This is a genomic window from Chitinophaga arvensicola, from assembly GCF_900110835.1.
Classification (GTDB): domain Bacteria; phylum Bacteroidota; class Bacteroidia; order Chitinophagales; family Chitinophagaceae; genus Chitinophaga; species Chitinophaga arvensicola.
Genome location: NZ_FOJG01000002.1, coordinates 76516 through 88961, shown reverse-complemented (window position 1 = coordinate 88961; position 12446 = coordinate 76516). Strand labels below are relative to the sequence as shown.

Annotated in this window: 10 protein-coding genes; 5 read left to right on the top strand and 5 right to left on the bottom strand. The window is 46.4% G+C overall.

Annotation, left to right across the window (positions count from 1 at the left end; all coding sequences use genetic code 11):
* Nucleotides 1–11 precede the first annotated feature (11 nt).
* From BMW79_RS17615 to BMW79_RS17605, 3 genes are read left to right on the top strand one after another with little or no spacing between them, the layout of a single operon-like run.
* Nucleotides 12–1484 carry a RagB/SusD family nutrient uptake outer membrane protein gene (locus BMW79_RS17615; RefSeq protein WP_089896988.1) on the top strand — a complete coding sequence of 491 codons (1473 nt, stop codon included), beginning with the start codon at nt 12–14 and terminating at the stop codon, nt 1482–1484.
* 18 nt (nt 1485–1502) lie between these two features.
* The gene (locus tag BMW79_RS17610) at nt 1503–2192 is read left to right on the top strand and encodes a hypothetical protein (protein ID WP_245752567.1); all 690 of its coding nucleotides are present in this window, start codon (nt 1503–1505) and stop codon (nt 2190–2192) included.
* Between the two features lie 23 nt (nt 2193–2215).
* The gene (locus BMW79_RS17605) at nt 2216–3184 is read left to right on the top strand and encodes a DUF5007 domain-containing protein (RefSeq protein WP_089903866.1); all 969 of its coding nucleotides are present in this window, start codon (nt 2216–2218) and stop codon (nt 3182–3184) included.
* A 63-nt stretch (nt 3185–3247) separates the two neighbouring features.
* Here BMW79_RS17605 and BMW79_RS17600 read toward each other — a convergent pair whose 3' ends face one another.
* Nucleotides 3248–3499 (bottom strand): hypothetical protein, encoded by a 252-nt coding sequence (locus BMW79_RS17600; RefSeq protein ID WP_089896987.1) that lies wholly within the window; start codon nt 3497–3499, stop codon nt 3248–3250.
* A 129-nt stretch (nt 3500–3628) separates the two neighbouring features.
* Here BMW79_RS17600 and BMW79_RS17595 point away from each other — a divergent pair, with 129 nt between their 5' ends.
* Entirely contained in the window at nt 3629–3853 is a 225-nt protein-coding gene (locus BMW79_RS17595; protein WP_089896986.1) for a helix-turn-helix domain-containing protein, read from the top strand.
* 166 nt (nt 3854–4019) lie between these two features.
* Here BMW79_RS17595 and BMW79_RS17590 read toward each other — a convergent pair whose 3' ends face one another.
* The 3 genes from BMW79_RS17590 to BMW79_RS17580 form a co-directional block, all read right to left on the bottom strand.
* Nucleotides 4020–4523 carry a 2'-5' RNA ligase family protein gene (locus BMW79_RS17590; RefSeq protein ID WP_089896985.1) on the bottom strand — a complete coding sequence of 168 codons (504 nt, stop codon included), beginning with the start codon at nt 4521–4523 and terminating at the stop codon, nt 4020–4022.
* Nucleotides 4524–4604: 81 nt separating this feature from the next.
* Nucleotides 4605–5630: a hypothetical protein gene (locus BMW79_RS17585; protein ID WP_089896984.1), complete on the bottom strand. Its 1026-nt coding sequence runs from the start codon at nt 5628–5630 to the stop codon at nt 4605–4607.
* A 137-nt stretch (nt 5631–5767) separates the two neighbouring features.
* Complete coding sequence (locus BMW79_RS17580; RefSeq protein ID WP_177192231.1) at nt 5768–8197, bottom strand: TonB-dependent receptor; 2430 nt, start codon at nt 8195–8197, stop codon at nt 5768–5770.
* 362 nt (nt 8198–8559) lie between these two features.
* Between BMW79_RS17580 and BMW79_RS17570 the strand changes: the two genes are divergently transcribed.
* Nucleotides 8560–10092, top strand: coding sequence for a T9SS type A sorting domain-containing protein (locus tag BMW79_RS17570; protein WP_089896981.1), 1533 nt, complete (start codon nt 8560–8562; stop codon nt 10090–10092).
* 98 nt (nt 10093–10190) lie between these two features.
* Here the strand turns inward: BMW79_RS17570 and BMW79_RS17565 are convergent, their stop codons facing one another.
* The gene (locus BMW79_RS17565) at nt 10191–12446 is read right to left on the bottom strand and encodes a GH92 family glycosyl hydrolase (RefSeq protein ID WP_089896980.1); all 2256 of its coding nucleotides are present in this window, start codon (nt 12444–12446) and stop codon (nt 10191–10193) included.

The following is a 12446-nucleotide window of genomic DNA, read 5'->3' as shown; positions in this document are numbered from 1 at the left end:
AAAAGAAAATCATGAAAAAACAACGCTTATATACCGCTTGTGCAGCTGCTGTTATTTTAGTAGCAACGCTGGTGTCGTCCTGTTCAAAAATACTGGATCAGGAACCGCATAATTCCACTTTCACCAATGCCTACTTTTCTACAGAAACAGATGCCAAAACATCGCTCGCCGGCGCCTACGCGATACTGCGTAATATCCTGATCCGGGATAATTCCTGGCATAAATACGGCGATGCAGTATCCGGTGAACTGGCCATTGATGGCAGCCGCGACAACGGGATGTTCAATATCTCCAACGGGCAATTTGTGGGGCTGAATGTGGGTAGTGAAAACTGGAACTGGCAGCAGTATTATCAACTGCTCCAACAAATCAACCTGATCATCAATAAAGTGCCGGGCATTGCCGATAACAAATTTGTAAATATCGATACCAAAAGGCATGTGATCGGAGAAGCTTATTTTCTCCGCGCATATACTTACTTCTATATGAGCCGGATCTGGGGAGATGTGCCGCTGAAACTGGCGCCGGACCTGGATGTATCCAGCGCAAAGAACATTCCGAGAAGTCCGGCCGACAGCGTATGGAGACAATGCCTGGCCGATCTGGAAATCGCGAAAACCAATCTTGACTTTGGCTACGATGACGAATCAAACCGCGCAGTAAGAGCGAATAAAGGTGCTGCATTGGCCCTCCAGGCACATATTCTGGCGTGGAAAGGCGACTACGCCGGTTGCGAGGCAGCGGCCAATGAAGTGATCACCAAAGGTGGCTACAGTTTAGTAGATTCTACCAACTACATGAAAATATTCATCGGCAAAACACTCGAAGGGATTTTTGAAATCAATATCAATGATGGTCAATCAGAAGGCCTTTCCCTGGCGGATAATTCCGGCGCAGGTAAAACGCTGATGATGCCCTTCATCGATGGCAAAAACTATATCGAGTGGCCGGTAAGTGAATTTTATCTCTCTAAAATATACACCGACGCTGATAAAGATGTCCGGTTTAAAGATATCTTTTACGGACTGGGTGGTAACCAGGGCCAGATCATCAAGTACGCCAACATTGCCTATGCAGATGGCGCTACCAAAAAAGATCCGCGCATGACCAATAACCTGAACATCTTCCGCCTGGCAGATATCATGCTCCTGAGAGCAGAAGCGCTGAACAAATTGCATAAAGACGGAGACGCGCTGCCACTGCTTAACCTGGTGCGCAAGAGAGCCGGTTTGGATCCTTACACCGGTACCGGTGATGATCTCGCAACCACCATCCTGGAAGAACGCCTTCGGGAACTCTTCTATGAAGGTCAGGCTTATTATGACCTGGTGCGCAATAAAAAACTCGGCGCAGGTAATGGTTACAACGAACATTTCCCGGATGATCAGTTCAGAAATGGCGGCTGGTTATGGCCTATCGATCCGAATATGTTCAAAGACGACTTCACCCTGGTACAAACTCCTTACTGGAGAGGTAAACTTTAATCCATTAAAATCAGTTGTATGAAAAATACGCTCTATCTCTTTTTCATGGCGCTTCTGGCGGTCGCTTTATTCTCCTGCAAAAAGGACTATACGATTGGCGGCAGTGTGCATGATCCGCATGTAAACATGACCACTTACGACTATCTGAAAACCAACCCGCTGTTTGATACCGTGGTGTTGCTCATCGATAAAACAGGTTTAAAGGAAGAAGTAAATGCTACCGGCACTTTCTTTTCCATCACCGACTATGATATCGATAATTATATCATTCAAAGACAGGAACAGGAACGTACAATAAGGGTAGATCCCAACTATAAGTTCACGTTCGACTCCCTGGATTTCAGGCTGATGAAAGATTCGCTGCGCGCCTATCTTTTCAAAGACCTGATCACCCTGGACAAAGCGACGAAAACAGGTAAACTGTATAAATCCAATGATGGGGAACTACGACTGGTACAGGGCATTCCAAACACCGCTTACACAGATGGCAGTGTATTTACACAATACCCGGTGTACCTCTACCTGACCAAGCTGGTGGCCAAACCCGGACATCCGGTGCCCACCACAGATGCTGACCTGGCAGGTACGATACCGGAACAATACCTGCAGGCGGTTTGCCAGACAACGGGTATTCTGACTACCAACGGCATTTTGCACGTATTGAACAACAATCATACGTTCACTTATTTCGCGGACAAGTTTAACTGAGTATTCACCCTTACGCAATGATCATGAAAAGAAATATAAAAGTCATCGGTGCAGTAGTAATGGCCCTTACGGGAGCCATGTACGGTTGTGCTAAAGTGGAAAACGGTTTTCTCAGCACCCAGATACGCTATGTCGATAATCCCATACAGATAAAACGCGGACAGGTACAACAAACCAATCCTGTAAGCAACGATGGTTCCAGCGCCCCGGTGGTGTATAAACTGCTGGATATACGCACCGCAGATAAACACGTGCATGCGGATTCCATGTTTGCCAAGTTTGACCGTTATGAATGGATTGGAAAATTCGATCCTCAGAAGGATACGACAATAGCATTGCTGAATACCAAAAGGCAAAAGGTAACAACCCCATGCTTTGAATTCAATGAACATACCGGCGCCTTTACTTTTTACGGTACCTCCGTTAAAGTACCGCTTGGAACTTATGAATTTGATATTTCCGCCTCCAATCAGAATGGCACCAAAGAATACAAAAACATCGGAACCATTACCTTAGTGGATGAACCGCCCTATCATGTGGGCGATGGCGGTGCTGCCTGGTTTAAAGACGGCACTACCACCAGTGGTGATCTCGGTGCGCCGATCGTCACCATCAAAAAAATATCCGATGAGGGTACCAATATCATTCTAAAAATAGCCGATCAGAACGGGCGCTATTTTAATCCGTCCAAAGGAGAGATCATCCGGAGAGGCGATCGTAGTGATTTCCAGACCTATGCACAGTTTCATCCGCTTGAAAAAACGGATACCTCCATGGTCTGCAACTTTGAAACCACTCCCTTTCCCCTGTTACAAAGCGCTTACGGATACCTGATCTATTATCGTATCCCCAGCCAGTTTGTAAAAGTAGATGCCGGCTACGCTCCTACTGCGGATCCGATTTACAACGTAAATCCACGGTTCCAGTTCCAGATTTTCCAGGAAGGAACTTATGAGGTGACCGTTACGATCAAGCACGTAAACAGGCTCTGATTTCATCGTTCTGTTAAAAAAAAGGGGAAGCCTTCTTTGAAAGAAGGCTTCCCCTTTTTATCATTACTGACGGCTGTTAAACGTCTCAAATGCGATACGTGCATAGGGAGGCTCCTGGCGGAACCGGTAAATATGAATAACAACATCCGTATCTCCGGATGTGCTATACCAGCTCATGGCATAGGGACCGTTTTCATCATACCAGTCATCTACCAGTACCTGTTCAATCAACTCTTCCGCAGCCGCTTCTGTTTCACAGCTGGCAGAATATAACAAGTGGTTTCCAGGGCCTGAAAAATCAATTCTCGACGTCATATTACGGTTGGTTAGGCCACAAATATAGGAAAAAAATACAATAAATATACACCATAGAGCATATTCTATCAGACATACTTTATAAAGGCTGTGTTATTGTGCATCTTATCTATATGTTTGTGATTAATAATGAGATCGAAAGAACAAATATTAATTGATTTTGGCAATAGGCTGCGAAAAATTCGTACGTCGCGGGAACTTACACAGATGGATGTCGCGGTAAAAGTAGACAGTTATCCCAACTATATTTCAAAACTGGAAAGTGGTAAATCAGAACCGGGCCTCTTTTTAATCATTGCTTTGGCAAACGCACTCAACGTTCCGGTGAAAGAACTGATGGAAGACCAGATATAGATTTTTATGTAATATTCAGACGTAGCAGTAGTCCTCCGTACAATAGATTTTATCATGGTGGTACGAGTGTGTGCCGGAGTTTAACCACCCAATCCTTCATTTCAAAGTGATACGTTTTCATGCAATAATCCAGAAAACAGCCCACATATCTATTTGTAAAAACCTGCTAAAGTTCATTTCTGAACGGGTACTCCCCTACCGGCTCCCAGGGCCCTCTGCGATAGCGCCAGCTGCTGATACCGTTGGCGGTTACTTCAAACGGACGGAAGTCTGCCTGCAACTTTTCATGTATACGTTGTGCTTTAAACGCAGTAACATTATTCATAATGGTGATGTGCGGCCGGAGTGGTTGCCTGTCGCGCGGAATGAGCCAGGGTGCCCACTCCTGTTGCAGCAGCTGATGTAATGCCAGCAATTCCGGTGAGATAACCGTATAGGCCAGGCCGTTAGGATACGGCTGTAAACCGCTCACCTGCATGGTAAAAGGCGACCGGGCGGTAATTGCTTCCAGGGAAGTAACAAGGCGGTCTGCATCTGCCGGCAGGCGGTAAAATAAGGTCAAATGCGCCTTTACCCGGTTGGCAGGATAGTACTCCCGCCGCAACTGGTTAAAGAAGGCCATCGCTTCCGGGTGAAGTTCCAGGGTGATGATATGTGGTGCTGGTTGCATCGCCACGAAGATAGGCACGGAGAAGCATAAAAAAAGTCAGGCCGGAATAATCCGGCCTGACTTTTTACTTAAAACAATTGCTTATTTCTTTATCATCTCAGAGATGTAACCATCTTCGTCCTGCGTTACAATTTTAGTTGCAGTAACTTCTTTGATGGTATTTATCACTACGCTAAAATCGTCAGCGCTTATTTTTCCATCATTGTCGGCCACGAGGATCAGCTGTTTGGTTGCCGGCACATAGGACCAGCCACCAAATACCAGGGATTGTTCGTCATTCTCAACATATTTCAGACTATTGCATTTTGAGCTGTCATAGTTGAGATAAGAATACTGATCATGATATTCATAGGTGAAAGTACCGTTAGTATTGAACGCTGCCTGATCTTTCAACGTTCTGTTGATGCGGGTGATGGTCGGCGTTCCCTTTTCGTCGTAAGTCAGCACGTTATTTACGCAGGTAAATGGTGTCCAGCCGGTATCTGCGGCAATCACATAGGTCCAGTTAGCACTGTTGGGACCTTTGTAGCGGTAGTTTTCCCAGGTGCCGGCAAAAGCAGCGCCATCTGCACCTCCTGCTGGTTTCAGCACCGCGATGAAAGCAGTAATTACATTACTAACTACATTGGAAGAATCGTACACGGCGTACTGAAGCTTGAAAGTGTCAACGTTCAAACCTTCCGGTAATTTGATAAGAATCAGTGAATCAGGAATGTTGCCACGCAGCAAACCGTGTTTCACGTTTTTTGCCTTACGGGCGCCTGCCTTAGCAGGGAATTCCACTTTGAAATAATTGTCGGCGCCTGCTACTTTTACATAGTAACCCTTAAACTTACCGGTTTCCAGTTCAGGTGCTACCACTGCGTAACGGCCATTGATGGCGGTCAGTACCTGGTTATTGGAAGACGCACTTAATACCGGTGCACCAGCTGCGCCTGTGCCAACAGGCATTGTACCGGTAACGACGGTACCACTTTTCACGGTTAAAGCTCCGGACAGTACTTTGGGATCTTTGTAATCGACAGCAGGAGTTGGGGCGTCATTCTTGTCACTGTTACAGGCAAACAAGGACATGGTCACAAAGGACAGCAATAATAATCTCTTCATAGGTGTTGGATTAGACAAATAGTTTGACCACAAAAGTATATAACTATATCATAATACATAATTTTTTATAATTCTTGATAACAATAAAAAGGCCGCTCATACATGGAGACGGCCTTCTATTCGTATATGCGATTGGGTTAGAATTTCAATGAAACATTGGCAGAAAAATTAAACGGCATCTGCGGACTGATCACGCCTTGTCCAACATAATATTCCGCATTGGTAATATTGTCGAGCTTCAGGCCCACCCTGAACTGACGGGCATCATAAAATGCGGTGGCATTCAGCAGCGTGTATGCAGGAAATGTAAATTTACCGGTAACAGTAGAATTGGCGGTCACATGTTCACTTACCTTATTACCACCTACGCCGGCACCAAAGCCGCGCAATTTACCGGCAGGAATAGTATAGCTGATCCAGGCGTTGGCAATATCTGCCGGGCCTGCGGAAGCGGGTCTTGTGCCATCCACATCTTTTCCGCTGGTATTCAGTTTACTGTTATTGTGGCTGTAACCGGCCATGATATTCAATCCTTTCACCGGCGCAGCCATCAGTTCCAGCTCCACTCCTTTGCTGCGTTGGGTACCATCCTGCACAGTAATCGTATAGTCTGTACCGTTATATTTATACTTATCGCTACGGGTAATATTCTCTACCTGGATATCATAATAGCTGGCAGTAAATGTGAGCCTGTTATCCAGCAGATCCAGCTTCACACCACCTTCTGCCTGGTTCGCATGCTGTGGTTTGAAGTTACCGTTAACACCCGGCACTGGTTGTGTAACAGGCTGTACGTTGCTGAAGCCGTTCATATAATTTCCGAACACAGATACTTTCCCCGGGATCACCTGGTATACAAGGCCAAATTTGGGGGAAAATGCGGTCTGATAGTAGCGGCTATCTTTTGTAATTTTGCCGGTTACGTAATCCTGTGTACCATTGCTGGCAAAGTAATCCAGCCGGAGGCTAAGCATCGCCAACAGGTTGTCGGTAATATTGATAACATCAGAAGCATAGACTCCGTATACATTGTTGGAATTGTATGTTTTGGTAGGATCTGCTTTACTCAGTGCAATTTTATTGGTAGCAGAAGCCAGCGACAACATCGCATACTTTTTACCATCCGGGTTTGATCCACTGATAGAATCATACTTAACGATAGCGGAGTTGTTAACGTTGCTGCTTTGATTCAGATAATCCAGCCCCACAATGAGGCGGTTACGAAGCCCTCCTATGCGAAATTCCCCTGTAAAATTCTGCTGGATACTGGTCGTTGCTGCAGTTGCATTCTGTAATTGTACATTACGCTCCAGCAAATCATCCTTAGCAGAATCGCGTACAAATTCATACTGGTACATACCATCTGTTTTGCGGATGTTACGGGAGAAATTGGTGCTGGATACCCAGCCACGCCCCAGTTTATGATCGATGCGTCCGTGAACATTGGTAGACGGCGCTTTCAGGGTAATATCATTGCTGGTGTAAGACCTGGCCCAATCGAAATTCAATTGCTCCGGGGAAGTAGCAGAAAATTTACGCACCCGGTTCAGGAAAATAATGGAAGGGTTAGTGCCTTCATAGCTATAGAACTCCGCTCCCAGGGTGATATTGGTGCGCTCATTGAATTGATAGGCAATCACGGGCGCCAGGAAAAATGACTTTCTGAAACCTGCATCCTGGAAGCTGTTGCGGGTATGATAAGCCGCGTTTACTCTACCCGTCAGTTTTTTATTTTTACTGATCGGACCATAGATATCAGCGGTAATACGGTTCAGGTCATAACTGCCCCCTGTATACGAAATTTCACCTCCCAGGGTATCCAGTGGCTTTTTGGTTTCCACATTGATCAATCCGCCGAAAGAAGTAACCGCGCTTCCGAATAAAGTACCGGAGGGGCCTTTGATGATTTCGACAGACTGGATATTGGCCATATCGATTTCACCATTGGTTTGTCCGGGGATACCATCTACCATAGATACTCTGGTAGGGAATCCACGGAGATTGTAATACACGGCACCGTCGCCGCTACGGCCAATGCTTCCCTGCATCTTCACGATACCAGGTGCATTTTTCAACCCATCACTCAGGTCGGTGATGATTTGCTCGGTCAGTAATTTATCCGACAAAGTAGTATACACCTGTGGATTCTCCAGGTATCTCAGCGGCAACTTGGCCACCGTTTTACTTTCCTTATTGAGTTCTTTTCCGAGGGTACGGGTCACCACCTCTACTTCCCGGAGACCTACTGCGCTTTCGCTCAGCGTAAAATCAACGGTACTGCTCACGCCGGTGGTAACGGTGATCATTTTCTTCATCGCGGGCAATCCCAATACCGAAGCTTTAATGGTATAGGTTCCGCTGCGTACATGGTCGAACCTGTAACTGCCGTCATTGGCGGTCACAGTTTGCTGCCTCGTTTCCAGGATCACCACTGCTACATCAGTAACCGGCTGTCCGTCGGAAGTAAGTATTTTCCCATACAGAGATGGATTCGTTTGTGCCTGCACATTCATACAGAAAAAGAAAAGGCAACAAATGGTAACCGTTAATCGTAAAATGTTGTTCATTAATCGATGCTTATTAAAAATAAATAGGACCTGGTAATAATATGATGAGATAGAAAGACAATCAATTTTCATTGCTATTAGTTCAGGTTTAGATGCGTTGGGGACAGTATCCCATCTTTTCAAAATTCCGGCGAAGGTACACGTGGTCAAGGTGTGGCGTATGACGAAATGGGAAAATGATTTACGCAAAAGGGAAAAATGGTCATCAACTTATCAGGTGAATACCGGCGCTGATGAAGCCTTTCTGATACTGCGATATGATATCAGTAGTAATATTTCCCGGGAAAGCTATTGTATCTGTATGCTTAAAAGAGTACTTTTAAATGATATAATCCTTTTAGAAAATCCCGCTAAAGTTCTTTATGATGTTACTCCACGTTACCACTAAGGGGAAGCCCCTTTCCGGCAGTTATGCGGCTAAGGCTGCGCGCTGTTTCCAACTGTTTTTTTTCCTGGCGGCAGCCATGCTCACACTTCCGGCCCAGGCACAAAAAACATTCAGTTTTTATTTCAATGGTACCACGTATTCGTATATCGGCAGTTATGCAAACAGTCCGGATAATAATTACGCGACGTACATGGCCAGTCACCCTACCTCCAATAGCTTCGCTACAGGCCCCGGCGATGGTCATTACAACTGCCATGCGTACGCATGGGCCAATGATAAAACGGTGTGGGTGCAAACCGGTTCTCTCACCAACTCTCCGCCGCAGATCTACTATAACAGCGGCTATTATGTGCAAACATTAAATGAAAGCGAAGCAGAGTTAGCGGTGTATGGCCAGCCCAGCTACCCCATACACACAGCGCTCCGCATTACCAATTCATCGAATGCATTTGGTGCGCAGGCCCTCACCAATTATCCGCAGTATGCCGGCTGGTACATTTCAAAATGGGACGGCGGTCCGCTTGTGGTGCATCGCTTAACAGATTGCCCTTACGCCATTGCCAATGTGCCGATTACCTTCTACAGAAAAAGTACCACTGCTTTAACAGCCAACTATATCCAGGGCTCCAACTTCGCCATATCTGGTCCCCGGATGGTATGCAGCAGCGGCACACAGTTCACGCTCACCTGCGGTACGCCTGTCAGCTTTACGGTAACCTGGAGCAGCAGCTCCAATATTACGTTGCCTGCCAATCCTACGGCTTGTCCTATCACTGTCACGGCAAATGGTACCGGTAATGGCTGGGTCAAAGCCACGGCAAATTTCCCCGATGGCACTTCTTCTGTGATCGGTCAAAAAACAGTGTGGGTAGGTAATCCGGAGCCCATCACGTCGGTATCTACCTCGCAGTTTACACCCGGCCAGGGCACTACGCCTACGATTATAGTAGATGGCCCCACCGGTTCTTTGTATGCACATCCGTATAATGGCGGGGATGTACTTTCTCCCTTTGGCATGGATACGCATGGTGCTACCTATTACACCTGGACGTTTTCAGGAGGAATTACTTTCAATCAGAATCCCGCTACCCTCGGATACAGGCATGTAGGCGGCTATCTGACACCACCAGGATTTTTAGGCATGTTGTCCGTAAATGCGTCTAACGATTGCGGCAGTTCCTACTACTGGCAAAGTGTACGCGTGTCCGGTGGGTCGTTCAGGATGTCGCCCAATCCGGCTTCCAATGAATTAACCATCACCATGGAAGAGGAAAGCCCCGCGGCTACCAAACAAACCACGGCTAAAACAAAACCGGTGGCTAAGGTCAATACAGCTATCACCTACGACATCCGGATTACAGATGTTTCAGGTGTTATCTGCGGCACTTTGAAGAGAAGCGGAACGAAGTTCAGCATCCCTGTCAGACAGTTGAAGAACGGTATGTATATAGTGGAAGTAAGCGATGGTAAAACGGTATATACAAAGAGCATTGTAGTAGCACACTGATACAGGTAAATGCTTTAAAAAAGAAAGGCCATCTCTTACGAGATGGCCTTTTCTTTTGTCTTCATCATTGTTACCGGCTCACTAGACCAGTAAACTTCTTATTGTACGCCCCAGCTTTTATTAGGCTTGGGACCCATAAACAGTTCCAGCGTTCCGCCATCTACCAGTTGCTGATGGGTAAACGTGGGCTTATTCAAAGTTTTACCATTGAATTTCGCCTGCTGAATATATTTATTTACCACAGAGCTGTTATGTGCTATTACGGTAAATTGTTTTTTGTTTGGTAATGCGATGCTGATGTTTTCAAACACCGGGCTACCAATAGTATATTCCGGTATACCGGGTGTTATCGGGTAGAAGCCCATAGAAGAAAATACCACGAAAGCAGACATACCACCACCATCTTCATCACCTGGAATACCAAAGATGTTATCCTTGAACCATGCATCCAGCAGGAAACGGATACGTTGCTGGGTTTTCCACGGAGCGCCGGTGTAGTTGTACAGGTAAGGAATATGGAAGCTAGGCTCGTTACCCATGGAGTATTGTCCTACGAGACCGGTGGCGTCAGGGAATTTGCTCCAGAAAGCGTAACGGGACATGTCCAGTGATTCACGGAACAGCTGATCCAGTCTTTTTTCAAAAACATCTTTACCGCCCATCAAACCGATCAGTCCGGGAATATCCTGTTGTACCTGCCAGAGGTAAGTCCAGCCGTTGTTTTCATCATAGTAATCACGGCCACCCATGCCACCATCATATTTCACATCAATATCAATCCATTTCCCGTCTGCATCTTTCGGCACGAAGAATTGCTTTTCCGGGTTCCATACGTTTTTGTAGTTCTTTGCTCTTGGCGCAAACAGGCGTTGGTCGTCTTTCTTATTCAGATCGCCGGCCAGTTCAGCAACTGCCCAGTCGTCGTATGCGCCACCCAGGGTAACGGCTACGGCCTGTCTTTTTTCGAAAGAGTGTACCGCAGGTTCTGTTTCCTTCTCTCCTATGTGCAGCGCAGGGAAATAACCTTTTTCATGATAGATATCGTCCAGCGGGGTTTTAGGACCATTGCGCCATGGCAGCATCGTAGCGTCGGTGGCATTTTTCCGCATGCCTTCATACGCTTTCTGCACATCAAAATTCTTCAACCCTTTTCTGTAGGCATCCAGCAGTACTACGGAAGAGTGGAAGCCGTTCATGCAGGCATGATCACCAAACAGTACCGGGAAGGTAGGCATCCAACCGCTTTGCTCGTACATATGTACAAACGATTGCAACATATCTTCTTCACGGGAAGGATTCAGGATCATTCTCAGCGGATGCAGGGCGAGGTAGGTATCCCAGGTCCAGTCGTCGGTATAGAAAGGACGGCTGTCTTTGTGGATCTGTTTATCAAATCCGCTATAATACTGTCCGTCTTCTGTAATATCGATGGCTCTTTCATAGCAGCGATACAACGCCGTATAGAAAGAACGTTGCTGTGCCAGTGTACCACCTTTTACTTTTACCTGGTTCATGACATCGGCCCAGGCTTTTTTACCATTGGCAGCTACGGCATTGAAATCTTTCTTACCGACTTCGGCTTCGTAGTTTTTCTTTGCCTGTTCAGGGCTGATATAACTGATGGCATATTTAAAAGTAACTTCTTTGGTAGCAGCAGGGAAACTGATAAATGCCTTGATACCTTTACCAGCAATATTTTTATTAGTGCTTAGCTGTCCGTCGGCCACTACTCCCGGCGTACCAGCTTCGCTGAACACACCGTACATGTATACTTTTACATAGCCATTGTAGGTTTCCATACCGGTGAGTACATTGCCGGGCTGGAAGTTATAAGCGGCTTCGCCATCGTTGTAAACATGGAACAATAACGATTTTTCTTTTCCCTGTGGAAAACGGAAGCGGTAGTAACCCGCCTTTTTACCGGCAGTAAATTCTACGTTTACTTCTTCATTCAGTAACCAGGTGGAATAGTACCAGGGCTGATTGATTTCCAGGTTATGATCATAAGCCAGCCGGTTTTGCCATGCTTCTTTTGAAACAGCGCCTACAGCCGGTTTTACCGCGAACACCTGTCCGAGCCGGTGTGATACTACGTTGAGTGGAAAATCAGAAATCTGATCGTCCATATAATCCTTACGTTGCGGCGTAAAGCGGATCATCTGGTTCGGTAGTTGAACGGTTGGCCTGGTGGGCTCCAGCAATGCGCCTACATTTCCGATGGTGGGATCAATGAGGTCGATCGACTGTTTCGGACCGGGAATGGTATCATAGACCGCAGCGCGTGCCCGTCCGGAGAAGCATACAAAGGGTGTCAGCCACAGAAGGCTGCACAGCTTCCAGTTTATTTTTTTCAT